The organism is Nocardioides sp. NPDC004968 (assembly GCF_040608935.1).
Taxonomy (GTDB): Bacteria; Actinomycetota; Actinomycetes; order Propionibacteriales; family Nocardioidaceae; genus Nocardioides.
Genome location: NZ_JBEXJF010000002.1, coordinates 296,071 through 320,140, shown reverse-complemented (window position 1 = coordinate 320,140; position 24,070 = coordinate 296,071). Strand labels below are relative to the sequence as shown.

Below are 24,070 nucleotides of genomic sequence, written 5' to 3'. Positions count from 1 at the left end.
CAGGCTCAGCCACTGAGCCAATTCCTGGGTATCGTCCGATCCATGGGCCTGACCTCCGCTGAGCTGATCGACCTCGTCCTCGACCCCGGCACCTGGACGTCCTGGGACACCCCGCCCGTCCACGGCCGAAGCGGAGCCCGAGGCAATCGAGCCGGCGAGGTCCCCGAGGCGTACGCCGCCGACCTGGTGCGCGCCCGGGAACGGGCCGGAACCGACGAGTCGGTGGTCACCGGCGAGGCCCGGATCGCCGGGCGGCGGGTGGCCGTGGTGCTCTCCGAGTTCCGGTTCCTGGCCGGGTCGATCGGGCGCGCGTCGGCCGAGCGGCTGATCGCGGCCGTGGAGCGGGCGACCCGCGAGGGGCTGCCGCTGCTGGCCGGCCCGGCCTCGGGCGGGACCCGGATGCAGGAGGGTACGCCGGCGTTCGTGCAGATGGTCCGGATCGCCGAGGCGGTCACCCGCCACAAGGCCGCCGGTCTCCCCTACCTCGTCTACCTGCGCCACCCCACGACCGGCGGCGTGATGGCCTCATGGGGATCCCTGGGACACGTCACCGTCGCCGAGCCCGCGGCGCTCCTCGGATTCCTCGGTCCGAAGGTCTACGAGGTGCTCAACGGGCGCCCCTTCCCCTCCGGCGTCCAGGTCGCGGAGAACCTCTTCGCCCACGGCCTCGTCGACGGCGTCGTACCTCCCGACGAGCTCGCCGGGCTCGTCGACCGTGTCCTCACCATCCTCGACCTCCGCCCCGAGAAGTCACCCACGTCGGCCGAGACGTCGCTCGCGTCGCCCGAGACGTCAGCCGGTGACGCCTCGGCCGACGGGAGTGACGCTTCGGCCGACGGGGCCGACTTCTCGGCGGTCGACACCTGGGATGCGATCACGCGGTCCCGGCGCGCGGACCGGCCGGGAGCGCGGGCGCTGCTCCGGATCGCGGCCTCGGACGTCGTACCCCTCAACGGCACCGGGCAGGGCGAGCGAGACCCGGGCCTGATCATCGCGCTGGCGCGGTTCAGTTCGGCGCCGTGTCTGGTGCTGGCCCAGGACCGGCGCGAGCAGGCACACCAGCCGCTCGGGCCGGAGGGCCTGCGCGAGGCGCAGCGCGGGATGAAGCTCGCCGCCGGGCTCGGGCTCCCCGTCGTGACCGTCATCGACACCCCCGGCGCCGCACTGTCGGCGGAGGCGGAGAACGGCGGCATCGCCGGCGAGATCGCGCGTACGTTGAGCACGCTCGTCAACGTCGAGACCCCGACGCTGAGCCTGATGCTGGGCGAGGGCAACGGCGGTGGCGCGCTCGCGTTCCTCCCCGCCGACCGGGTGGTCGCCGCTCAGCACGCCTGGCTCTCCCCGCTTCCGCCGGAGGGTGCGAGCGCGATCGTGTACGGCGACTCCGACCACGCCGCCGAGATGGCCGAGGCGCAGCGGGTCCTCGCCGTCGACCTCCAGCAGATCGGCGTGGTCGACCGGATCGTTGCGGAGTCGCCCGACGCCGCCGACGAGCCGGAGACGTTCTGCCGCCGGGTCGGAGAAGTCCTCGAGGACGAGCTGCTCGCGCTCCTCGCCTCCGGACCGGGCGAGCCGACGGCTCGGGCCGCTCGCTACGCGGGCTGAGGACGTACGCAGGAGATCTTCGGACACGCACCACGAACTCCGCCACGATGGGGTGGGCTCGCGACGAGCCCCTCGACCCCCACACTCGATCGGAGTTTCTCGTGCCTCAGATCAAGCGTCTCCTCGCCCTCGCCGCCGCGACCTCGCTCGCCGCGGCCCTTCCCCTCACCGGCGCCCCGGCGCAGGCGGCCGAAGGCAGCTTCAGTGCGCTGACGTACAACATCGCCGGCCTCCCCGAGGCCATCTCCAGCGCACCGACGCCACGCAAGTCCGCCACCAACGAGATCGGCCGCCGCATCGACGGATTCGACATCGTCAACGTCCAGGAGGACTTCAACTACCACGCCTACCTCTACGAGACCGACGTGCACGCCCACCGCACCCCGACCTCGGGCGGAGTGCCGTTCGGGAGCGGGCTGAACAGCCTGCACCACCAGCCGTACGAGGCGCTCGACCGCGTCACCTGGGACGACTGCTGGATCAACCAGGCCGACTGCCTGACCCCGAAGGGCTTCACCTTCCACCGCGCACAGATCGCCCCGGGCACCTGGATCGACGTCTACAACCTGCACGCCGACGCCGGCGACGACAGCCTGGACGAGGCCGCTCGCCGCGGCAATCTCGAGCAGCTCACGGCGTACATCTCCGAGCACTCGGCCGGCAACGCCGTCCTGGTCATGGGCGACACCAACACCCGCTACACCAGAGAGGGCGACCGGATCTCCGACTTCGCCGCCACCAACGGCCTCACCGACGCCTGGGTGGAGCTCGTACGCAGCGGGGACGAGCCCGACCGCGGCAGCCCGGCCCTGGGGTGCCCGGAGGTGAACCCGGGCGTGGAGTGCGAAGTCGTCGACAAGGTGCTCTACCGCGACGGCGGCGGGGTCGACCTGAGCGCGACCTCCTACCGCAACCTGGACGCCGACTTCCGCGAGAACGGCACCGGCCTGATGCTCTCCGACCACTTCCCGATCGCCGTCGACTTCACCTGGACCATCAACTGATCGGGTAACCCCTTGCGCAGGGGCTGAACACGTGTTTAGGATTAAACATGCGTTCAGCCCCTGGCGACCCGACGACCCGCGAGCGGATCCGCGACGCGGCGATCCTGCGGTTCGCGCGCGACGGTTTCGGTGCCTCGGTCCGCTCGATCGCGACCGACGCCGGGGTCAGCCCGGCCCTGGTGATCCACCACTTCGGTTCCAAGGACGAGCTCCACGCCGAGTGTGATGAGCGGGTGCTCGCCGAGATCCGGGCGTCGAAGAACGAGACGATCGACGAGCTGGCCTCGGGCCAGGGCATCCTGCACAGGTTCGCCGCCGCGGACGAGTACGCACCGATGCTCGGCTACGTCCTCCGCTCCCTGCAGAACGGCGGGCCGGTCGGCCGCACCTTCATCGAGCAGATGATCGAGGACGCGGTCGGCTACACCAAGCACGGCATCGAGGCCGGGCTGATCAAGCCCAGCCGCGACGAGACGGCCAGGGCCCGTTATCTGGTCCTCTCCGCCCTCGGCACGCTCATGCTCGAGCTCACCCTCAACCCGCCCCAGGACCCGAGCGACATCAGCGGCATGGTGCGTGGCTTCCTGTCCACGAGCTACCTGCCGATGATCGAGCTCTACACGCAGGGCGTGTTCACGACCCGCCGGATGCTCGACGAATACCTGCTCTATGTCCCGGACCCGCCGCAGGACGCCGCCACGGAGCCCCCGTCTGCATGACGCCAGGCCCGTCGGCGTACGTCCTCCTATCCTCCCAACGCGGAAGCGAGTTCCCATGTCCGACAACATCCCCGCGGTCGAGATCGCGGGCCTGCACAAGTCCTTCGGTTCCTTCAAGGCCCTCGACGGCCTCGACCTGACCGTCCAGCCCGGCCAGGTGGCCGGCTTCCTCGGCCCCAACGGAGCCGGCAAGTCCACCACCATCAAGGTCCTGCTCGGGCTGCTGCGCGCCGACGCCGGCGCCGCCAAGCTGTTCGGCGGTGACGCCTGGAGCGACGCCGTCCAGTTGCACAAGCGGATCTCGTACGTCCCTGGCGACGTGTCGCTGTGGCCCAACCTCACCGGCGGCGAGTGCATCGACTACCTCACCCGCCTCAAGCCGGGCGGCGACAAGGCCAGGCGCAAGGCACGCCGGGCCGAGCTGCTGGAGCGGTTCCAGCTCGACCCGACCAAGAAGGCGCGCACCTACTCCAAGGGCAACCGCCAGAAGGTCGCCCTGGTCGCGGCCTTCCTCGACGAGTCCGAGCTCTACATCTTCGACGAGCCGACCTCCGGTCTGGACCCGTTGATGGAGGCCGTCTTCACCGAGTACGCCCGGGAGGCCAAGGCCGCGGGCTCGTCGGTGCTGCTCTCCAGCCACATCCTCAGCGAGGTTGAGAAGGTCTGCGACACCGTCACGATCATCCGGGCCGGGGTCGCCGTCGAGTCCGGCACGCTCGACGAGCTGCGCCACCTGACCCGTTCCGCTGTCGTCGCCACCGTCGGCGGCGACCCGTCGGCGCTGAGCGGGCTGCAGGCCGTCAACGACCTCGTGACCAGCCAGAACGGCGCCGGGACCCGAGTCGCCTTCGACGTGGACAACCACGCCGTCGGGGACGTGCTCAAGACCCTGACCGACCTCGACGTACGTGGCCTGACCATCACGCCGCCGTCGCTCGAGGAGCTCTTCATGCGGCACTACGGCGACGTCATCGAGACGGAGGAGGCGTGATGAGCACGCTTGCTCCGGCCCTCCCCCGGCGTACGCCACTGACCTCCTTCGCCGGCACCTGGCACCTGACCCGCTTCATGCTGCGGCGCGACCGGGTGCGGCTGACCGTCTGGACGGTCTCGCTGCTCGCGCTGTACGCCTACTTCGTCACCGCGCTCAGCACCGTCTACCCCACGGCCGAGGACCGCGAGGGGCGCGCTGCGCTGATGGAGCAGCCGGCGTCGGTGTTCCTCGGCGGGCCGAACTATGGGCTCGACGACTACACGATCGGCGCCATGTTCGCCAACGAGATGACCCTGTGGATGATCGCTCTGCTCGGGGTCATGAACATGTTCGAGGTCGTCCGCAACACCCGCGCCGAGGAGGAGAGCGGGCGGGCGGAGCTGGTCCGTTCCCGCGTGGTCGGCCGGCACGCGGCGGTCGCCGCCTCGCTCCTGACGGTGGTCATCGCCAACGTCGTCTTCGCGGTCCTCGGTAGCGCGCTGCTGATCTCCGCCGGAGACCTTGCGGTCGAGGACACCTTCGCCCTGTCCACGTCGATCGCCGTCAGCGGCCTGGTCTTCGCCGCGGTCGCTCTGGTCACCTCGCAGCTGACCACCCACGGGCGCGGCGCCACCGGCCTCGCGCTCGCGGTGCTCGGCGTCGCGGTGCTCGTGCGCGGCATCGGTGACCTGCAGGCCGAGCCCGGCGAGCACGGGACCTGGCTCTCCTGGCTCTCGCCGATCGCGTGGACACAGCAGATGAGGGCGTACGTCGACCTGCGCTGGTGGCCGCTGGCGCTGAGCGTTGTGGCGGTCGTCGTCCTCCTCGCCCTCGGGGCGTTCCTGGCCTCGAAGCGCGACTTCGACGGCGCGCTGCTCGCCGGCCGCTCCGGCCGGGCCGAGGCGACCGGGATGCTTTCGTCCCCGGTCGCGATGGCATGGCGCCAGCAGCGTACGGCCCTCTTCTGGTGGTTCCTCGGCACCTTCGTGATGTTCGGCGCGACCGGCACCTACCTCGGCGAGGGTGTCGAGGAGATGATGACGGACGTGCCCGGCGGGACCGAGATGTTCGGCGACGACCCGCTCACCGGATTCCTGGCGATCATGATCCTGTACGCGGCACTGGCCGCCGCCGGGTACGCGATCGCCACCACCCTGCGGGCCAAGACGGAGGAGACCGAAGGCCGCCTCGAGATCACGCTGGCCAAGCCGGTCTCACGCGGTCGCTGGTTCGGCTCACACCTCGCGGTCGTGGCGATCGGCGCGTTCGTCCTGACCATGATCTCGGGAGCCCTCGCGCTGTGGGCAGGGGCGCTGGTCAACGGTGAGGTCGAGCTGGGGACCTTCCTGAAGGGCGGCGCGGCGTTCCTGCCGGCGGTCGCGGTCTTCATGGCTCTCACCGCGGCCCTCTATGCCTGGGTCCCGAAGATCACGCCGGTCATCTGGGCGCTCTTCGCGTTCACGTGCATCACCGGCATGTTCGGCCCGCTGTTCGACCTCCCGGACTCGGTCGCCGGCATCTCCCCCTTCTGGTGGGTCGGCCGCTACCCGCAGGAGCCCATCGAGGCCTCGCACATGATCGGCCTCAGCGCCGTCGCCGCGATCCTGCTGCTGGTCTCCTTCGTCGGCTTCCGCCGCAGGAACATCCCCGCCTGACCCCAGGCCACGGCCGAGGCGTCACATACGCCGGTCGAGTAGGCACCTCGGTGCCCACTCGACCGGCGTTGCTGACGTCTCGGCGGAGCCCGCGTCAGCCGGTGACAGTGAGCACCGGGATGTCGGGATGCGCCCGGTAGCTCCCGTCGCCGGCGAGATCGGCGTCGGTGTAGCCGTCGCCGTTGCCTCCCACGTCGGAGATTCCGATCCACAGGTGGTAGGTCCCTGAGGGCGTGCCTTGCGAGACGACCACATCGCCCTCCCACCAGCCGTCGAACACGGTTCCGCTCGTCCGCTTCAAGGTGATGCGCGGGAAGGACGGGTCGGAGCTGAACCCTCCGGACAGGACCTTCGCGTCGACTCCCTTGACCCCCGAGTTCGGCCCGTACGCGTCCGTCACCCGGGCACGGACACGGATCTTCGCGTCGCCGGCGGCCGTGTTCACGCTCGTCCGCGAGACCGTCACCTGAGCGAGCTTCGGGGGCGTCGTGTCACGCCCCGGTCCCTTGACCTCGACGCGGGTGAGCGCGGCCGTGAGCTCGCGGACGTCACCAGCGGACCAGGTGCCCGCCGCGTAGGCCTGATATGCCTCGGGGCCCATCCAGGTCGCCCGGAACCCGATGCGGTCCTCGGCGTCTACCACGACGTTGTAGACGCCGCCCGGGGAGTTCTTCGGAACGGTCAGCTTGGTCGTCCAGATCCCGTCGCGCATCGTGCCGGACGTCCTCGGGACCGCGTCCTGGCAGGCGACTCCGTCGTACATCGGATGCGGGTCGACGCTCGTCGCGATGCCCGGCTGCGAGAGACAGATGTCGACCCTGCCGATCCCCGCCTTCGGGTCGACACCGCGCACCGAGACCTGGACGGTCTTCGCGCCGGTGGTCACGTCGATGGTCTTCGGGGAGAGCGCGGTCACGCTCATCGTCGGGGGCTCGGTGTCGGGGTCACGGTTCGCGACCGTGAGCGACCCCATCTCGTAGCCGCTGCCCATCCTGCCTGCGGCGTCCTCGGGCAGGACGCTCGCTCGCAGCGTGCCGGCCGGCGTGTAGCGCGGGACGGTGATGACGTACTCCCACCAGCCGTCGCGGGGGCCGCCGGAGACCTTCGTCATGTTCTGCATGTACAGCGAGGGCCCGCTGTTCGGGCGCTCGGGGTCGACCACATGACCCTGTGCCCAGGTGACCCCGATGTCGTCGGTGAGGTGTGCCCGCACGCGCACCTTCACGTCGGCCAGGGTGGTGTCGATCGAGCTCGGGGAGAAGGTGACGCCGAGAACCTTCGGTGCCGACTTGTCGGTGCCGCACCCGCCGAGCAGATAGTCATAGGTGTCATAGCTGCAGCGGTTGACGCCTGTGCCGCCGGTCAGCTGGTCAGTCCCGGCGCCACCGCTGAGGGCGTCGTTGTCGCCCTCGCCTTCGAGCTGATCGTTGCCGTCGCCGCCGGCGAGCTGGTCGGCACCACTGCCACCTCTTATCTGATCGGCTCCCGAGTCGCCCCACAAACGATCTGCGTCGGCCTCGCCGAGGACCAGGTCGTTGTGGTTGCCGCCGTGCAGCTGGTCGTTGCCCGCCCCGCCGTACAGCCCGTCCGCGTTGTCTCCGCCGTACGCGCGGTCGTTGCCCTTGCCACCCAGGATGCGATCGCCACCTGTCCCGCCGTAGAGCACGTCCCAGCCGGTCCCACCGTTGATCGTGTCCGGATCGGCTTCGCCGTAGATCTGGTCGTGACCGTCATCGCCCTGGATCTGGTCGTTCCCGGAGCCACCGCGGATCGTGTCGTCCGAGGTTCCGCCGTAGAGGTAGTCGGACGAAGAGCCCCCGTAGATGACATCGGCGCCGGCCTCACCACGGATACTGTCTCGCCCGGTCCCACCGATCAGCTTGTCGGTGCCGTAGCTTCCGTAGATCCGGTCGTTTCCGCCACCACCGTCGACCAGGTCGTTGCCGCTACGCGCATAGATGACATCGCCGCCACCACGACCGCAGATGACGTCGCGATGCGATGTCCCCCGCAAGACGTCCGCGCCCGATGTGCCGACGATGGTGCAACGTACGCCGGTGGATGTTGTCGCCGCGCTTGCGGGGCTCGCCACGAGTACGGTCGCCGAGGCGGCCATCGCGACGATCCCGGCAAGCAGCGTGCGCCCCGTCAGGAGCACCATTCCTGCCTCCAGAAGATCCTCAGGCCCGCGTCAGCGCGGGCCTGAGGATCGTGCCAGATCCGATACCCCCCTCGAGGTAGCGAATTGAGGATCTGTGGAGTGATTGTCGAACGGGTCAGAACAGCAGCGCCGTGCTCGGGTCTTCGACGATCCTGGCCACGTCGGCGAGGAAGCGGGAGCCGGCTTCGCCGTCGATGTGGCGGTGGTCGAAGCTGAGCGCGAGGGTGCAGACGTCACGGGGTTCGATGCGCTCGTCGTCGCCGGTGCCGACCACCCACGGCTGACGCTTGATCGCCCCGACGGAGAGGATCGCGGACTCGCCCGGGTTGATGATCGGGGCGCCGCCGTCGATGCCGAACGGACCGATGTTGGTGATCGTGAACGTCCCGCCGGTCTGGTCGGCCGGCGGCGTCTTGCCGGTGCGAGCGGTGGCGGTGAGCTCGTTGATCGCGGTGCCGAGCTCGACCAGGGACATCCGGTCGGCGCCCTTCACGTTCGGCACCTGGAGGCCCCTGGGAGTGGCCGCGGCGATACCGAGGTTGACGTACTCCTTGAAGACGATCTCCTGGGCGGCTTCGTCCCACCACGAGTTGACGATCGGTGTACGTCGCATCGCCAGGAGCGTCGCCTTGGCCACGATCAGCAGGGGGCTGACGCGTACCTCGGCGAAGTCTCGGTTGGCCTTGAGGGTGGCGACCAGCTCGGAGGTACGGGTCACGTCGATCGTCGTCCAGATGGTCACGTGCGGCAGGCTGAACGCGGAGTCGACCATCGCCTGGCCCATCTGCTTGCGCAGGCCCTTGATCGGCTCGCGACGCTCACCACCGACCGGCGCTGCCGGCTCGGTCGACGAGCCCGGCCCAGACGTCAGGTTCTCCAGGTCGGCGGTGGTGATCACGCCGTCGTCCCGCTCCGGGGTGACGGTCGCCAGGTCCACACCCAGGTCGCGCGCGATCTTGCGGGCGGTCGGCTTGGCGAGCACACCGGTGCCCGCGGCGGCGGCCGGTGCGGAGACGGTGCGGTTGCGGCGTACGACTGCGTCTTCCTTGGAGCCGTAGCCGACCAGCGTCAGCGGCTTCTCATGCTCGTCAGCGGCTGTGTTGGTCTCGACACCGCTCGCTTCGCTCGCGGGCTCGACCGACGGGGGTTCGGACGAGGCTGCGGGCGCCTCCGCCGAGTCACCGATGCGGATGATCGGGGTGCCGACCTGGACCTCGGTGCCGACCTCGACCAGCAACTCCTGGACGACCCCGGCGTAGGGCGAGGGGAGCTCGACGACGGACTTGGCGGTCTCGATGTCGCAGACGGGGTCGTTGACCTTGATGACGTCACCGACCGCGACGTGCCACTCGACGATCTCGGCCTCGGTGAGGCCTTCGCCGACGTCGGGCAACTTGAACTCGTTCACCATGCCAGGCTCCTGTCGACGGCATCGAGGACCCGGTCGAGGTCGGGGAGGAAGTACTCCTCCGCCCGGGCCGGCGGGTAGGGCGTGTCGAAGCCACCCACGCGCAGGACCGGTGCCTCCAGGGAGTGGAAGCAGGTCTCGGTGATCCGGGCGGCGAGCTCGGCGCCGAGGCCGAGGTTGACGTGGGCCTCGTGGACGACGACGGCACGACCCGTACGCCGCACCGACTCGTAGACCGGGCCCATGTCCAGCGGCGAGAGCGTGCGCAGGTCGATCACCTCGACCGACTTGCCCTCCCCCGCGGCCGCCTCGGCGGCGGTCAGCGCGGTCTTCACGGTCGGCCCGTAGGCGAGCATCGTCAGGTCGGTGCCGGTCCGCGTCACCCGCGAGGCGAACAGCGGGCCAGGCGTGGCGTCGACGTCCACGTCGGCCTTGGTCGAGTGGTAGAGCCGCTTCGGCTCCAGGAAGATCACCGGGTCAGGGTGGGAGATCGCCTGCTGGATCATCCAGTAGGCGTCGACCGGGTCCGAGCAGGCCACCACCTTGAGACCAGGGGTGTGCGCGAACTGCGCCTCCGGCGACTCGCTGTGGTGCTCCACGGCCCCGATGCCGCCACCGAACGGGATCCGGATGACCATCGGCATCGCGACCCGGCCGCCGGAGCGGTAGTGGAACTTGGCCACCTGCGACACGATCTGGTCGTAGGCCGGGTAGACGAAGCCGTCGAACTGGATCTCCACCACCGGCCGGTAGCCCCGCAGCGCGAGGCCGACCGCCGTGCCGACGATCCCCGACTCCGCCAGTGGCGTGTCGACGACCCGCGCCTCGCCGAAGTCCTTCTGCAGCCCGTCGGTGATCCGGAAGACACCGCCGAGCCGGCCGATGTCCTCACCCATCAGGACGACCTTGTCGTCGTCCTCCATCGCGCGCCGGAGCCCTGCGTTGAGCGCCTTTGCCAGCGTCATCTTCGTCATCGGGAAGCCCCCTCGTGCTCGAAGGAGGCGAGGTACGCCGCGTAGCCGTCGCGCTGCTCACGCAGCTCGTCGGGCAGCTCGGTGTAGACGTTGTCGAAGAGGCGTACGGGATCGGGCTCGGGCAGAGCGTGGATCCCGGCACGCAGACGCTCGCCGAACTCCTCGGCCTCGGCCTCCACCTTGGCGAAGAAGGAGGTCGAGGCGCCACCCCCGCGGCGCAGATAGGCCTCGACCCGGGCGATCGGGTCCTTGAGCTTCCACGCCTGGACCTCGTCGGACAGCCGGTAGCGGGTCGGGTCGTCGGTGGTCGTATGGGCGCCCATCCGGTAGGTGTAGGCCTCGATCATCGTCGGACCGCCACCCTCGCGGGCCCGCTTGAGCGCCGACTTCATCACCTCGTACGTCGCCAGCACGTCGTTGCCGTCGACACGGATGCCCGGGAAGCCAAAGCCCTGGGCGCGCTTGTAGAGCGGCACCTTGACCATCTGCTCGACCGGCTCGGAGATGGCCCACTGGTTGTTCTGGCAGAAGAAGACGACCGGGGCGTTGTAGGAGGCGGCGAAGACCATCGCCTCGTTGACGTCGCCCTGCGAGGAGGCGCCGTCGCCGAAGTGGGCCACGACGGCGGTGTCGCGGGTCGGGTCGCCGGTGCCGACGAGGCCGTCCATCTGCACCCCCATCGCGTAGCCGGTCGCGTGCAGGGTCTGGGCGCCGATGACGATCGTGTAGAGCCCGAAGTTGTGCTCGGCGGGGTCCCAGCCACCTTGGTCGGTGCCCCGGAAGAGTCCGAGCAGCTGCATCGGGTCGACGTCGCGGCACCAGGCCACGCCGTGCTCGCGGTAGGTCGGGAAGACGAAGTCCTGGGGCGCGAGCGCGCGGGCCGCGCCGATCTGCGCCGCCTCCTGGCCCAGCAGCTGTGCCCACAGGCCCAGCTCGCCGTGGCGCTGCAGCGCGGTGGCCTCGACGTCGAGGCGACGGGTGAGCACCATGTCGCGGTAGAAGCCGCGTACGGCCTCGTCCTCAGGGCGGTCGGGTGAGAACTCGAAGTCCGGGTGCGAGACCCGTTCTCCCTCGGGGTTCAGCAGCTGCACCATGTCGGTGTGGCTGGGACTCGGATCCAGAAATTCAGTCATCACGCTTCCTTCACACGGGGTGGGGTTGCCACCGCTGGCTACGCCGATCACGGGCTTGTGATCCGTGGCACATCGGCATAGCCAAACGGTACCCGCCCCCGGGGAGAGAAGGGCCCGAGTGACATGAACATAGACAACTAAGCAAGCGCTTAGTAAGTTCTACGAGACGCGCTGACGCCCCGGCCCAGGAGATGAGGAACCGATGACTCGATTTGCCCGAGTGGAAACGCTCAAGAGCGACCTTGGAGTGGCTGACCTGGTGGATCTCCCGACACCGCAGCTCGACGAGGGTGAGGTGCTGGCGCGGATCGAACGCTTCGCCCTGACGACGAACAACATGACCTACGCGGTCTACGGCGACGCCCTGGGCTATTGGAATCTGTTCCCGGCCGAACAGTCCGGGTACGGCTGCATGCCGGCGTGGGGGCACGCGGAGATCGTCGAGTCGAGGGCCTCCGACATCCCCGTGGGGACGCGGATCTTCGGCTACTTCCCCATCGCGACCCATCTGACGATGCGACCGACATCGGTCACCTCCCGCAGCTTCGTCGACGGTGCCGAACACCGCACCGGGACGCCCCAGGTCTACAACCTCTACGAGTTCGAACCCCGGGAATCCGATCCCCGCCTGGACAGCCTCACCGCCATCTTCCGCGCCCTGTTCATCACCTCCTACACCGCCGCCGACTACCTCCGTGATCGCGACTTCTTCGACGCCGAGCAGTTCGTGATCTCGAGCGCCTCGAGCAAGACGGCGTACGGCGCCGCCTACTGCCTCGCCGACTCACCGGCCGAGAAGATCGCGCTCACCTCGGCCCGCAACATCGACTTCGTGAAGGGTCTCGGCCACTACACCGCGGCACATGAGTACGCCGACCTGACAGCCATCGACAGCACCAGACGGACCGTCTACGTCGACCTGTCAGGCGACGGTGCCCTGCGCCGCCGGGTGCACGAGCACTTCGGTGACCGGCTCGCCTTCGACTGCCTCATCGGGTCGACCCAAGCCGACGGTTTCCCCGAGGACGACGACAGCCTCGTGGGACCGGCTCCGGTCTTCTTCTTCGCAGCGCTCCAGCTCGACGCCTACAAGGCCGAAGGCCAGTCGCGCGCGTTCATGCAGCGCTATCGACGCGACGAACGTGACTTCCTCGAGCGCGTGGGAGGTACGGAGCAGCCATCGATCAAGCTGCTCGAGCACACCGGCCTCGATGACGCCCCGACAGTCATCGCCGGATTTCACGACGGATCGACGGACCCCGCCGTCGGCCACATCTTCATCCCCAACGCGAGCTGATCGCCCACGCACCGAGGAGTGCGCCTAGTGGTCTGAGCCGAGCGACTCGCGCCCGTGCGGCTCGCCCCAGCCGGAGAGGTCGGGGCCGGCGGGGACGATCTGCGTGGGGTTCAGGTCGGTGTGGACGACGTAGTAGTGCTGCTTGATCTGGTCGAAGTCGAGCGTCTCGCCGATCCCGGGGGTCTGGTAGAGGTCGCGCGCGTAAGCCCACAGCGCTGGGAACTCGACCAGCTTCTGTCGGTTGCACTTGAAGTGGCCGTGGTAGACCGCGTCGAAGCGGGCCAGCGTCGTGAACAGCCTGATGTCGGACTCGGTGAGCTGGTCGCCAACCAGGTAGCGCTGCCCGGAGAGCCGCTCCTCGAGCCAGTCGAGGGCAGCGAAGAGACGTGAGTACGCCGCGTCGTACGCCTCCTGCGAGCCGGCGAAGCCACACCGGTAGACCCCGTTGTTGACCTCGGTGAAGACCCGCTGGTTGACCTCGTCCATCTCCTCGCGCAGCGCGCGCGGCCACAGGTCGGGCGCGTCGGCGGCGAAGAAGTCGGTCCACTCGTGGAAGAAGTCGTGGGTGATCCACGGGAAGTCGTTGGTGACGACCTTGCCGGAGGCCTCCTCGACGATCGCCGGCACCGTGATGCCGCGCGGGTAGTCGGGGTAGCGCTTGAAGTAGGCCTCCTGCAGCCGCTCGATGCCGAGCACCGGGTCGACTCCGCCGGGGTCGAGGTCGAAGGTCCACGACCGGGCGTCGTGCGTCGGCCCGGCGAGGCCGAGGGAGATGACGTCCTGCAGCCCGAGCAGGTTGCGCACGATGATCGCCCGGTTGGCCCACGGGCACGCGGCGGCCGCGACCAGCCGGTAGCGGCCCGGCTCGACCGGCCACAACGGCACGTCGCTCGGCCCGAACTCGGGCGTCCGCGCGTCTCGCGTGATCCGGTCCGGGATGTAGTTCATGTCCCGGTTGAACTCGTTGCCGGGCTGTACGTAGGTCGCCTGCTCCTGCATGGACTCACTCTAACGTTGTGGTTGAATCCTGAAGCGAATCAGAGGTACGTCCAGGCGAGACCCGCCGCCTCCAGGATCAACCAGAACCGCAGCGAACGGGAGACGAGCACCGTGAGCGTGAAGATCGGCAGGTTGAACCGCAGGGCGCCGAAGAGCACCGCCATCACCGCGAGCGGCGGAAAGCCGGAGAAGCCCGACGCGGCCAGGAGTGCCGTGGCCAGAACCGGGCGGCCTGAGGTCCGGGCGTACCAGCGGTCATAGGAGCCCTGCCACTTGGGCGACTCGAGCTTCTTCTTGATCCAGGGGATCTTGGTGGAGCCACGACCGGCGTAGTACCAGACCACCTTGCCGCCGGTCTGGCCGAGCCCGGCGACGAACCCCAGCAACGGTGGCCACCAGTCAGAGTTCTCGGCGACGACGGAAAGGTACGCCTCGGCGTTCATCACCGGGATGAGCGCAGAGCCGAGACAGAAGAGCAGGGTGCCGATCAGAAGTCTCATCGAGGCACGGGCAAGCCGATCCTGAGGAGCCGTCCCAGCGAGACGCACTTCATGACCAGCAGGGCCGTGGCGATCACCAGACCCACCCACATCCAGCCGGTGACCAGCAGCAGGATCGCGAAGAGCCCCGAGTTGAGCGCCTTGCCCGGGTGGGACCAGTTCCACCGCCACAACGTCCGGTCGATGACGTAGAAGTAGTTCGGGCTCTTGATCGGCCAGGCCAGGTAGGAGATCGAGAGGAAGCAGTCGATCACCATGAACTCCGCCAGGTAGACGAAGATCGCCGGCGACAGGTCCGGCTGCAGGAACGCCAGCCCGACGTAGAACGCCGCCGCGCAGAGACGGTCGGAGAAGATGTCGAGCACCCCGCCGATCCGCGTCTCCTCATCGCGCCATCGGGCGACCGCCCCGTCGAGGCTGTCCCCGACCCAGTAGACGATCAGCGCGATGACCAGGAGCTTCAGGCTCCCCTGGTACGCGGCGCTCGCCGCCAGCACCACCGACGCGATGGTGCGTACGAACGTGATCACCGTCGCCGACGTCCACAGCCGTTCCGACTCGGGGCGGGCGCGCTCCTTGGCCTCGATGATGACGGCGGTGTCGGTCATGGTCCGGAGCATAGAGTGCCGATGAGCGTAGCCCGATGGAATATCGCCCCGCGGCTCAGCGCGGATCGCGCACCAACGAGGCCACGAAGTCGAGCTTGTTCAGGACCGCGGGCGGGATGACGAAGGGGTACAGGTCGTCGTGGCCCATGGACCGGTTGATGACGTTCAGCGCGGCCGAGAGGGGCACCCAGATATCGGTGACGACCTGCCGGAACGGCATCTCGGCGGGCACCGGGTCGGTGAGCCCGTACGCCGCCGCGGACCCGAGCGTGTCGCGGATGTGCAGGTAGTGGGCCCAGGTCTCGGCGAAGTCCTCGAAGGGATGCATGGTCGCGTAGGTGGAGATGTAGTTCTCGGTCCAGCCCGCGGGCGGTCCTTCGGAGTAGTGGCGCTGGAGCGACTCCTCATAGGAGACCGACTCGTCGCCGAAGACCTCGGCGCAGCGCTCCATCAGCTCGGGCCCACGGACCAGCTGCCACTCGTAGTAGTGGCCGACCTCGTGCCGGAAGTGGCCGAGCAGGGTGCGGTAGGGCTCGTCGAGCGTCGCTCGGACGTGCTCACGGTAGGCGTCGTCGGACTCGGCCAGGTCGATCGTGATCACGCCGCCGTCGTGACCGATGACCACGTCGGGGGTGGACGCGACACCATCGCTGGCCAGCAGGTCGAAGGTGAGCCCCTCGGCAGGGTCCTCGGCCTTGGTGCGGATCTCCAGACCGAGGTTGTCGAGCTCGACCACGAGGTGACGTTTCGCCTGTTCGGCGAGGGAGTACTGCTGCTGGACGAACTCGGGTGCGGCGTCGTTGGGCCGGGTCCTGGTCAGCTCGCAGGCGAAGCAGATGCCGCCTTCGATGCGGGCCAGCCAGGTGCATCCCGTCTCGAGCGTGTTGGCGCAGACCCACCAGATGTAGCCGTCGCTGTCGACGTACCTGCCCTCGGGCGAGACCGGAACGATCGCGCGCTCCTCGCGGGAGTAGGCGAGCCGGGAGCCGCACGAGACGCACGCCGAGTTCTCGAAGTAGAGACGGTTGCCGCACTCCCGACAGCTGAACGCTTCCATGGCTTCATCATCGGCCGTCTCAGGCCGTCCCCCAGCTCTCGACGCGCCACTCGCCGTCCTCCTGGACGAGGACCACGACCATCGACTCGTCCGGGACAGGTCCGTCCTCGCCGGTGTAGGAGACCCTGATGGTGACCTGGGCGGCGTTGCCCTCCATCTCTGGCTCGCCGAAGACCATGGTCCGTCTCACCGCGCGCGGATTGGGGTCGGCGTAGGTCCGCTTCCCCTCAGCGGCGTCGATCATCGCGCGGGCGCCGCCACCGTCTAGGAGCTCGTCGCCCTCGTCGGAGGCCAGCTCGTAGAGGGTGCTGACCGAGGTGGTCTCCATGAACTCGCGGGTGACCTCGGCCGGGGTCGAGCCGCGCGCCAGCAGCCAGAGCGTGAGCGCGGTGAGAGCCGCGGCGAGCACCAGCACTCCGGAGATGCGTACTCCGCGACGCCAGCGGCTGCCGCGGGTCACGATGCTCGCCCGCTGCGGAGGCTGTCCCACGAGCAACACCGTAACTTCACTCCTGCTGGTCGGGGGCCACATCGACAGAGACGGTCAAGGTCGAGGTGGTGGCTTCGGTGTAGATGACCCCCTTCACAGGAGGCACATCGGCATAGTCACGTCCCCAGGCGACGCTCACGTAGCGATCGTCGGCCCTGGTGTCGTTCGTCGGGTCGAGGGCGAGCCACTGGCCCGTCCCCGCGCCGCTGAGGTCTGCCCCGTAGTGGGGCACCCACACCTCCACCCAGGCATGGGAGGCATCGGCTCCGACGAGCCGCGGCTTCCCCGGCGGAGGGGTGGTGGCGAGGTAGCCGGAAACATAGCGGGCCGCGAGCCCGTGCGCTCGGAAACAGGCCAACATCAGGTGAGCGAAATCCTGGCAGACCCCACCCTCGGCCTCGAAGATCTCCGGGATCGTCGAGGTGACGGTCGTGGCCGTGTCGTCGTAGTCGAACCCGGCATGGATCCGATGCATCAGATCCTCCGCCGCCTCCACGAGCCCGCGCCCCTGCATCAGCGAGACGGCACCGAAGTCGTACGCCTCCCGGGTGTGCTCCACGAGCGGCGAGGCCACCGCCAGGTCGGTCGCCCGCCAGGCGCCCGGAAGGCTCGTGTCGACCAGCGGCCGCGCCCGCTCCCACGGCTGGGCGAAGCTCGTCTCGTCATAGACTGGAGTGCTGACGTCGACCTCAGAGACCGCTGCGATCTCGAGCCGCCGATGCGGCTCGAGGACCTGGAAGTACGTCACCGTGTTGCCGTAGAAGTCAACATCGCTCGACTGGTCCGCGGGTGCCGGAGTGATCCGCACCTCCGCCTTCCCGACATGCTGGTGAGGCAGTTCCCGTGGCGTGATGTTCGCGATCCCGAACGAGTTCGTCACGTCCTCGTCGTAGGAATAGGTCGTCGTGTGGCTGACCCGGTATCTCACCCGCCGGATGCTATCCCGACCACCGCCACGTCGCCGGGGTCGATGAAGACTCGTCCCTCGAATTCGCCATCGCTGTCGATCCACCGCACGCGAAGCGCCCCGCTCTGCGAGATCTCGACGATTCGACCCCGATGGCCACGAGTCGGCGGCCCCGACGCATTGCCGAACACCGCCAGTCTCCAGGCGTCGATACAAGGGTCCCAGCCGTTGTCCCCAAGAACCGGCCCGATCCACATGACCGAGGCACCGACGACGTACGGCGACGGCTCCGGACCGTCCACAACATCATGGACGATCCCCTGCCAGTCTGGCCTGCCGCGGACAGCACGGACCGCGTCGTCGAACTCAGCTTCGGAGACCACTCGTAGGTTCTTCACCTCATAGACCGCATCAGGGCTGTACCAGCCGTCCTTGTCGAGCCACGACACGAACGTCCAGCCGTCGGGCAAGTCCTCTGTGACAACGCCCGGAAGCGCGATCGGAGCACCTTCCACGGCGGGTCGCCGCTTCCCCGCCCAGACCACACGGCGACCGTGTGTCGGGCGGGGGAACGGCTCCTGATGCTGCTGATCAGACGTACTCCCCATGCCGCCAACCTACGACGTCTTGGATGCTCAAGTATGCGATTGCGCCGGGAGTGCGTTGAGGGGCTGAGGGGCGGGGCCGGTGGCGAAGTGGACGTCGCTGATGGCTTCGGCGAGGCGGACGAGCTGGGCCTGGACCTGATCGAGGAAGGACTCCAGGTTGGGGCGGCCGACGCCGCCGATGGCCACGAGGCCGGCGACCTCGGTGCGGTCGAGCATGTCGGTGATGTCGTCGAGGAGCCGCTCGGGGCGGGACGAGCCGGTCGAGCCGGGGAGCTTGGTGAGGTGCAGCCGCAGCTCGCGCAGGCAGAAGGCGAGCGAGCGGGGGTTGTCTCGGTCCATGATCAGCAGGTCGAGCACTCCCCCGGTGCGTACGTAGCCCCGGTAGCGGCGGCGGTGGGTGACCGCGGACTCGGCGGAGGCGAGGACCGCGTTGAGCACGGCCCGGTCGACCTCGAGCCCCCTCCGCACCGTGGTCGTCGTGCGGAGCAGCTGACAGACCTGCATCGACCGCTCCAGGAACCGTCCGAGCCGGATCGAGTGGTAGCCCTCGTCACGGATCATGCTCGCCACGATCCCCTGCATCGCCAGGATGCCGTGCAGCATCTCGGCACCCGACTCGGCGATCTGCAGCGAGTGCGGGTTGACCCGGAGCTCGTCGGCAGCCCGGTCGGTCGAGGAGAAGATCCGCCACATGTCGGGGCTGAGCTGGTCGCGTACGCCGCTGAAGACCTGTCGCATCCCGGCCAGCGACTGCGCGGCCGACCCCGGCCGGTCGGCGTCCAGCAGCATGGAGCGGAACTCGGCGTCGATATCGGCGTCGGCGTGGCCGTGCCCGCCCAGCCGGTCGAGCGCGCTCAGCATCACCTCGAGGCTGATGCCTCCGGACGTACGCGGCCTGGTTCTGAAGTCTTCGGCCAGCACGTGCGTGGCCAGGATGAGCCGGATGAGGTCCTCGGCCCGCTCCGCGTAGCGGCCCGACCAGTACATGTCCTCGAGCGCGCGCGGGACGAGCACCGTGACCGAGCGCGAATGGGTCATCGGGAGCACGTCGGCCAGGCCCTGGTCGGCGTCCTGCGGCGACTCCTTGAGCACCCAGACGTCCTTGCTGCACGGCGGCAGCCCGGTCTCGTCGGCCCGGATCGAGGCCAGGCCACCGACCAGCGGGCGGTAGGCCGAGCCGTAGCGGAGCGAGAACGTACGCAGCGTCAGCGGCCGGCCCACAGCGCCGCGCCCCTCGGCCCAGGTCGGGGCCTGGGAGAGCGTGATCCTCTCCTGCCCGACATGGCGATAGGGATCGGCCGCGATCCTGGCGCCCAGCTCCTCGGGCGTCCCGTTGACGATCGTCCCTTCCAGCGTCCGCACGACCAGGTCGTCCGTGGCCAGGCGCCGCTCGACCTCCTCGCGCTGGGCCGGGTCGCCACACCACCAGGTGCCGAGCGACGCCAGCCGCAACGGCTCGCCGAGCAGGGCCTCGCAGGCTGCGGGGAGGTAGGGAACGAGCCCCGGGTTCTCGAGTACGCCGGCCCCGAACCCGTTGACCACGCGCACGTTGCCGCGGCGTACGGCCTCGATCAGCCCGGCCACGCCGAGCTGGCTGTCGCCGCGGAGCTCGAGGGGGTCGGACCAGGTCGCGTCGACACGACGCAGGATGACGTCGACCCGCTCCAGCCGGTCGCCGTGGCCACGCATGAGGACCTCGCCGTTGCGTACGGTCAGGTCGGCGCCCTGGACCAGCGGGAAACCGAGCGTCGAGGCGAGAAAGGCCTGGTCATAGGCGGTCTCGGAGTGGGTTCCCGGGGACAGGACGACGACCCGGGGGTCGGCCTGGTCGCCGGGCGCCGACTCCAGCAGCGCGCTGCGGAGAGCCGCGAAGTAGGGCTCCATCCGGTGCAACCCGGCGTCGCGGTGCAGCTCGGGGAGCACCCGGCTGATCACCCGGCGGTTCTCCATCGCGTAGCCGATCCCGCTCGGCGCCTGGGTGCGGTCTGCGAGCACCCGCCACTCACCGTCGGGGGTCCGACCGAGGTCGGTGGCGGCCAGGACGAGCGGGCGCGGGTCGTGGTTGCTGGCGCGGGCGGCGACGCGATGGAAGCCGTGGTGGCCGAAGATCACCGGTGCCGGGACGATCCCGTCCTGGAGGAGACGCTGCGGGCCGTAGAGGTCGACGAGGATCGCGTTGAGCAGCTCGGCACGCTGGGCCAGGCCGACCTCGAGGATGCGCCACTGCGCCGGATCGATGACGAGCGGCACCGGGTCGAGTCGCCAGGGTTCGGGCTTGGCACCGGGACGCAGGTAGGTGACCCCGTCGTCGGCGAGGAACCGCTCCACGTCGTGGCCGATCCGGCTCAGCGTCGCCGGCGTGATCGACACGGCCGTCTCGGCCATCGGCTTCCACGCGGGGCGCAGGGTGCCGTCGGGCCCGACGACCTCGTCGTAGGGCTGGTCGGTCGCGTCGAGGATGCCGAGGGCGTCGGCGTACTCGCGAAGGACGGTCACCGCACCACCCGTCGGAGATCCAGAGTGTGCGGGTTGTCGGGAGTGGTGCCGCGGGCCGCGCGCTCGCGCATCTCCGCGACGTCCAGCCGGCCGGAGGTGTGGCCGCGCGCCTCGAACCTGCTCGCACGGCGCGCCTCGGCCTCGTTGGCGTTCACCGGCGGGTGGTCGTAGCTGCGGCCGCCCGGGTGCACGACGTGGTAGGTCGCGCCGCCGAGACTGGTCTCGGAGGCGATGTCGACGACGTCGAAGTGCAGCGGCGCCTGCGCGTCGATGCTCGGGTGGAGGCTCGACCACGGGCTCCAGGCCTTGAACCGGATGCCGGCATAGAACACATCAGCGGTAGAGGTGGGGGTCAGCGGCACCGGAACACCCTGACACGTCACCAGCTGCCGGTCGAGGTCGATCCCTCTCGCCGAGATCTGGACCCGCTCGACCGACGAGTCGACGTAGCGCGCCGTCCCCGACCCGGTCGCCTCCTCGCCGAGGACGTTCCACGGCTCGATCGCCTGCCGCAGCTCCAGCTCGATGTCACCAACCCGCGCGAGCCCGATCCGCGGAAAACGGAACTCGGCGTACGCAGCCAGCCACTGCGACTCGAACGGGATCCCGTGGCGGCGCAGGTCGGCCACGACCTCCTCGATGTCGCGCAGGCAGCCCTGCGGGAGCAGGAAGTCCTCGTGGAGGGCGCTTCCGTGGCGGACCAGGGGCGCCTCGTACGGCTCCTCCCAGAACCACGCGACCAGGCTCCTGACCAGGAGCGACTGGAGAAGGGCCATCTGCGGGTGCGGCGGCATCTCGAAGCCGCGGAGCTCGAGCAGGCCGAGGCGTCCTCGGGAGGAGTCCGGAGAGTAGAGCTTGTCGATGCAGAACTCGGCGCGGTGGGTGTTGCCGGTCAGGTCGGTGAGCAGGTGGCGCAGCGCGCGGTCGATCATCCACGGGCGGGGTTCGGGGTGTTCACGGGTGATCCGGGCGACCTCCTGGAGGGCGATCTCCATCTCGTAGACCGCCTCCGGGCGGCCCTCGTCGAACCTCGGCGCCTGACTGGTCGGGCCGATGAAGCGGCCGGAGAAGAGGTAGGAGAGGGACGGGTGGCGCTGCCAGTAACGGATCAGGCTGGCCAGCAGGTCGGGGCGCCGGAGCAGGGGGCTGCGCTCGGGGCTCCGTCCGCCGAGGGTGAGGTGGTTTCCTCCGCCGGTGCCGGTGTGGAGCCCGTCGAGATCGAACTTCTCGGTGGACAGGCGGGCCTGCCGCGCCTGCTCGTAGAGCGTCGTGATCAGCTCCCGCTGCTCTGCCCAGTTGGCGGTCGGCTGCACGTTGACCTCGATCACGCCGGGGTCCGGGGTGACCGTCAGCCGCGCCAGGCGGGCGTCCGGCGGCGGGCCGTAGCCCTCGAGCACGACCTGTACGCCGGCTTCGGTGACGGCCTGCTCGATCACTCTGAGCAGGGCGACGTAGTCCTCCAGCCGGTCGGTCGGCGGCAGGAACACGTGGACCAGCCCGTCGCGCTCCTCGATCGCGAGCGCGGTGGTCGGCGCCTCGTCGGGGTCGGTCACGGTGACCTGCGGGATCTCGGGGTCCAGCGGCTCGCCCGCGGTCAGGTACGACGGCTCGCCCGGGAACTCCGGGTCGTGCCAGGAGATCGAGTCCAGCGGCAGCCGCAGCCCGAGCGCCGAGGTGCCCGGCGCCAGCACCAGCCGCCCGCGCCGGAACCGCCACTGCGGGCTCGTCCACTCCCCGTCGTTGGTGTTGATCGGGATCACCCAGCCGACCGGCTCGGTGACCTCCTTGTCGAGCTCGGTGACGTTCAGATCGCCCCGGTTCGCGGCGTCGTCCGGCTCGGGGCCGTCGGGGCGGCGTACCTCCTGGGCGATCTTCGCCAGCGGGTCCTCGTACGCAGCGAACACCTGCTCCGCGGGGAGCCCGAGGATGCTGCGGATGTTGGTGGCGACGGCCTCCGCGGCGCCGGGCTCGGCCGGATCAGCCTCGGTTGTGGCCCAGGGGTCGGCGAAGAGGGTCTGGTCGCTCCACAGCGGCTGGCCGTCCGTACGCCACTGCAGGTCGATGTTCCAGCGTGGGAGGGGCTCGCCGGGGTACCACTTGCCCTGGCCGCGGTGGACGATCCCGCCCTTGCCGTAGACCTTGCGCAGACGTTCGGCCAGATCAGTGGCGAGCTCACGCTTGTGCGGGCCGTCTGCGTCCGTGCTCCACTGCGCCGAAGTCTGGTCGTCCAACGACACGAAGGTCGGCTCGCCGCCCATGGTCAGCTCGACGCCGGCTGCCTGGAGACGCTGGTCGACCGCCTCACCCAGGGCGTCGATACGGTCCCACTCCTGGCCGGTGTAGGGCAGCGTCACCCGCGGGTCCTCGTGGATCCGGGTGACCTCGTTGGCGAAGGAGAAGGTGACCTCGACCGGATCGGTGGCGCCCTCGATCGGAGCCGCGGAGGACGGGTGCGGCGTCGCCGAGAGCGGGATGTGCCCCTCGCCGGCGAACAGCGCCGAGGTCGGGTCGAGCCCGATCCAGCCGGCTCCCGGGACGAAGACCTCACACCACGCGTGCAGGTCGGTGAAGTCCTCGGTCGGCCCGGAGGGGCCGTCGAGCGACTCCTGGTCGGCGGCCAGCTGCACCAGATAGCCGGAGACGAACCGCGCCGCGAGGCCGTACTGACGCAGCAGGGACACCAGCAGCCACGCCGAGTCGCGGCACGAGCCGATGCCCAGCCGCAGCGTCTCGTCGGGAGTCTGTACGCCTGGCTCCATCCGCACCGAGTAGGCGACGTCCGAGTTGACCGCCTGATTGACGCTCGCCAGGAAGTCGACGGTGCGGAGGCCGTCCTCGGGCAGGGCCGGCAGCTGCTGCCGCCAGGCATCGGCGGCCGTCGCCGACTCCACGTCGCGGAGGTAGGGTGCCAGATCGGCCTTCAGCTGCGGCTCGTAGTCGAACGGGAAGGTCTCGGCGTACTCCTCCACGAAGAAGTCGAACGGGTTGATCACCACCATGTCGGCGACCAGCCCCACGGTGACCTCGAGCTTGTCGGCCTTCTCCGGGAAGACCAGCCGGGCGAGCCAGTTGCCGAAGGGATCCTGCTGCCAGTTGATGAAGTGCGCCGACGGCGTCACCGACAGCGAGTAGGCCTCGATCGGGGTCCGGGTGTGTGGCGCCGGGCGCAGGCGTACGACGTGCGGGCCGACCCCCACCGGCTGCGCGAACTCGTAGGTGGTCCGATGTTCGAGCGCAACCTTGATCGACATGGGGTCAAGACTGACCGATCGAGGTTGCACCGGGGTAACGAACCGCCGCCGGGCTCCAAATGCGGCCTACCACGAAGGCGAATCAGTGAGATCCGAATTCGCCGATTGGTAAACGCATTTCACCTGGACTAAATGCCGGGTGTCCGCCCCAGGAAATTACCCATTCGCCAGTTCGAACAGCCCTATTACCCCGGGAGGTACACCGGAAAGGGGCCGGCCTATCAG

19 protein-coding genes are annotated in these 24,070 nt (G+C 69.3%); 6 read left to right on the top strand and 13 right to left on the bottom strand.

Features of this window, described 5'->3' with window-relative positions; translation table 11 throughout:
- The first annotated feature begins 42 nt into the window (after positions 1–42).
- The 5 genes from ABZU72_RS04075 (at position 43) to ABZU72_RS04055 (ending at position 5,956) form a co-directional block, all read left to right on the top strand.
- Positions 43–1,605 carry a carboxyl transferase domain-containing protein gene (locus ABZU72_RS04075; RefSeq protein WP_355017627.1) on the top strand — a complete coding sequence of 521 codons (1,563 nt, stop codon included), beginning with the start codon at positions 43–45 and terminating at the stop codon, positions 1,603–1,605.
- A 101-nt stretch (positions 1,606–1,706) separates the two neighbouring features.
- Entirely contained in the window at positions 1,707–2,609 is a 903-nt protein-coding gene (locus ABZU72_RS04070; RefSeq protein ID WP_355017626.1) for a hypothetical protein, read from the top strand.
- A 47-nt stretch (positions 2,610–2,656) separates the two neighbouring features.
- A complete protein-coding gene (locus tag ABZU72_RS04065; RefSeq protein ID WP_355017625.1) occupies positions 2,657–3,328 on the top strand; it encodes a TetR family transcriptional regulator in 672 nt (223 codons plus the stop codon).
- Positions 3,329–3,383: 55 nt separating this feature from the next.
- Positions 3,384–4,319, top strand: coding sequence for an ABC transporter ATP-binding protein (locus ABZU72_RS04060; protein WP_355017624.1), 936 nt, complete (start codon positions 3,384–3,386; stop codon positions 4,317–4,319).
- Positions 4,319–5,956: a polyketide antibiotic transporter gene (locus ABZU72_RS04055; protein WP_355017623.1), complete on the top strand. Its 1,638-nt coding sequence runs from the start codon at positions 4,319–4,321 to the stop codon at positions 5,954–5,956. The genes ABZU72_RS04060 and ABZU72_RS04055 overlap by 1 nt, the downstream gene beginning before the upstream one ends.
- 94 nt (positions 5,957–6,050) lie before the next feature.
- On the opposite strand, the gene ABZU72_RS04050 is transcribed toward ABZU72_RS04055, so the two are convergent.
- From ABZU72_RS04050 to pdhA, 4 genes are all read right to left on the bottom strand, one after another.
- Entirely contained in the window at positions 6,051–8,117 is a 2,067-nt protein-coding gene (locus ABZU72_RS04050; protein WP_355017622.1) for a calcium-binding protein, read from the bottom strand.
- A 115-nt stretch (positions 8,118–8,232) separates the two neighbouring features.
- Positions 8,233–9,528 (bottom strand): dihydrolipoamide acetyltransferase family protein, encoded by a 1,296-nt coding sequence (locus ABZU72_RS04045; protein ID WP_355017621.1) that lies wholly within the window; start codon positions 9,526–9,528, stop codon positions 8,233–8,235.
- Positions 9,522–10,499, bottom strand: coding sequence for an alpha-ketoacid dehydrogenase subunit beta (locus ABZU72_RS04040; protein WP_355017620.1), 978 nt, complete (start codon positions 10,497–10,499; stop codon positions 9,522–9,524). The genes ABZU72_RS04045 and ABZU72_RS04040 overlap by 7 nt, the downstream gene beginning before the upstream one ends.
- Positions 10,496–11,632 carry a pyruvate dehydrogenase (acetyl-transferring) E1 component subunit alpha gene (gene pdhA / locus ABZU72_RS04035; RefSeq protein ID WP_355017619.1) on the bottom strand — a complete coding sequence of 379 codons (1,137 nt, stop codon included), beginning with the start codon at positions 11,630–11,632 and terminating at the stop codon, positions 10,496–10,498. The genes ABZU72_RS04040 and pdhA overlap by 4 nt, the downstream gene beginning before the upstream one ends.
- A gap of 259 nt (positions 11,633–11,891) precedes the next feature.
- Here pdhA and ABZU72_RS04030 point away from each other — a divergent pair, with 259 nt between their 5' ends.
- The gene (locus ABZU72_RS04030) at positions 11,892–12,929 is read left to right on the top strand and encodes a DUF2855 family protein (RefSeq protein ID WP_355017618.1); all 1,038 of its coding nucleotides are present in this window, start codon (positions 11,892–11,894) and stop codon (positions 12,927–12,929) included.
- Positions 12,930–12,953: 24 nt separating this feature from the next.
- Here the strand turns inward: ABZU72_RS04030 and ABZU72_RS04025 are convergent, their stop codons facing one another.
- From ABZU72_RS04025 to ABZU72_RS03985, 9 genes are all read right to left on the bottom strand, one after another.
- On the bottom strand, positions 12,954–13,928 hold the full coding sequence (locus tag ABZU72_RS04025; RefSeq protein WP_355017617.1) for a glutathione S-transferase C-terminal domain-containing protein: 975 nt from the start codon (positions 13,926–13,928) through the stop codon (positions 12,954–12,956).
- A gap of 38 nt (positions 13,929–13,966) precedes the next feature.
- Positions 13,967–14,428 (bottom strand): hypothetical protein, encoded by a 462-nt coding sequence (locus tag ABZU72_RS04020; RefSeq protein ID WP_355017616.1) that lies wholly within the window; start codon positions 14,426–14,428, stop codon positions 13,967–13,969.
- Positions 14,425–15,036, bottom strand: a complete 612-nt coding sequence (locus ABZU72_RS04015) for a CDP-alcohol phosphatidyltransferase family protein (protein WP_355017615.1) — start codon at positions 15,034–15,036, stop codon at positions 14,425–14,427. The genes ABZU72_RS04020 and ABZU72_RS04015 overlap by 4 nt, the downstream gene beginning before the upstream one ends.
- Before the next feature lie 55 nt (positions 15,037–15,091).
- Entirely contained in the window at positions 15,092–16,093 is a 1,002-nt protein-coding gene (locus tag ABZU72_RS04010) for a putative zinc-binding metallopeptidase (RefSeq protein WP_355017614.1), read from the bottom strand.
- A gap of 19 nt (positions 16,094–16,112) precedes the next feature.
- Positions 16,113–16,583 carry a hypothetical protein gene (locus tag ABZU72_RS04005; protein ID WP_355017613.1) on the bottom strand — a complete coding sequence of 157 codons (471 nt, stop codon included), beginning with the start codon at positions 16,581–16,583 and terminating at the stop codon, positions 16,113–16,115.
- A gap of 16 nt (positions 16,584–16,599) precedes the next feature.
- Positions 16,600–17,511 carry a transglutaminase family protein gene (locus ABZU72_RS04000; protein WP_355017612.1) on the bottom strand — a complete coding sequence of 304 codons (912 nt, stop codon included), beginning with the start codon at positions 17,509–17,511 and terminating at the stop codon, positions 16,600–16,602.
- Positions 17,508–18,005 carry a hypothetical protein gene (locus tag ABZU72_RS03995; RefSeq protein WP_355017611.1) on the bottom strand — a complete coding sequence of 166 codons (498 nt, stop codon included), beginning with the start codon at positions 18,003–18,005 and terminating at the stop codon, positions 17,508–17,510. The genes ABZU72_RS04000 and ABZU72_RS03995 overlap by 4 nt, the downstream gene beginning before the upstream one ends.
- A gap of 120 nt (positions 18,006–18,125) precedes the next feature.
- Entirely contained in the window at positions 18,126–20,594 is a 2,469-nt protein-coding gene (locus tag ABZU72_RS03990; RefSeq protein ID WP_355017610.1) for a circularly permuted type 2 ATP-grasp protein, read from the bottom strand.
- Entirely contained in the window at positions 20,591–23,845 is a 3,255-nt protein-coding gene (locus tag ABZU72_RS03985; RefSeq protein WP_355017609.1) for a transglutaminase family protein, read from the bottom strand. The genes ABZU72_RS03990 and ABZU72_RS03985 overlap by 4 nt, the downstream gene beginning before the upstream one ends.
- Between the last annotated feature and the right edge of the window lie 225 nt (positions 23,846–24,070).

What these genes read in the sequence shown, in the direction of transcription:
- ABZU72_RS04025 (WP_355017617.1), bottom strand. Translation starts at nt 13,928, where the DNA reads ATGCAGGAGCAGGCGACCTACGTACAGCCCGGCAACGAGTTCAACCGG.
- ABZU72_RS04045 (WP_355017621.1), bottom strand. Translation starts at nt 9,528, where the DNA reads ATGGTGAACGAGTTCAAGTTGCCCGACGTCGGCGAAGGCCTCACCGAG.
- ABZU72_RS04010 (WP_355017614.1), bottom strand. Translation starts at nt 16,093, where the DNA reads ATGGAAGCGTTCAGCTGTCGGGAGTGCGGCAACCGTCTCTACTTCGAG.
- ABZU72_RS04020 (WP_355017616.1), bottom strand. Translation starts at nt 14,428, where the DNA reads ATGAGACTTCTGATCGGCACCCTGCTCTTCTGTCTCGGCTCTGCGCTC.
- ABZU72_RS03985 (WP_355017609.1), bottom strand. Translation starts at nt 23,845, where the DNA reads ATGTCGATCAAGGTTGCGCTCGAACATCGGACCACCTACGAGTTCGCG.
- ABZU72_RS04075 (WP_355017627.1), top strand. Translation starts at nt 43, where the DNA reads ATGGGCCTGACCTCCGCTGAGCTGATCGACCTCGTCCTCGACCCCGGC.
- ABZU72_RS04065 (WP_355017625.1), top strand. Translation starts at nt 2,657, where the DNA reads ATGCGTTCAGCCCCTGGCGACCCGACGACCCGCGAGCGGATCCGCGAC.
- ABZU72_RS04015 (WP_355017615.1), bottom strand. Translation starts at nt 15,036, where the DNA reads ATGACCGACACCGCCGTCATCATCGAGGCCAAGGAGCGCGCCCGCCCC.
- pdhA (WP_355017619.1), bottom strand. Translation starts at nt 11,632, where the DNA reads ATGACTGAATTTCTGGATCCGAGTCCCAGCCACACCGACATGGTGCAG.
- ABZU72_RS04050 (WP_355017622.1), bottom strand. Translation starts at nt 8,117, where the DNA reads ATGGTGCTCCTGACGGGGCGCACGCTGCTTGCCGGGATCGTCGCGATG.
- ABZU72_RS04040 (WP_355017620.1), bottom strand. Translation starts at nt 10,499, where the DNA reads ATGACGAAGATGACGCTGGCAAAGGCGCTCAACGCAGGGCTCCGGCGC.
- ABZU72_RS04060 (WP_355017624.1), top strand. Translation starts at nt 3,384, where the DNA reads ATGTCCGACAACATCCCCGCGGTCGAGATCGCGGGCCTGCACAAGTCC.
- ABZU72_RS04055 (WP_355017623.1), top strand. Translation starts at nt 4,319, where the DNA reads ATGAGCACGCTTGCTCCGGCCCTCCCCCGGCGTACGCCACTGACCTCC.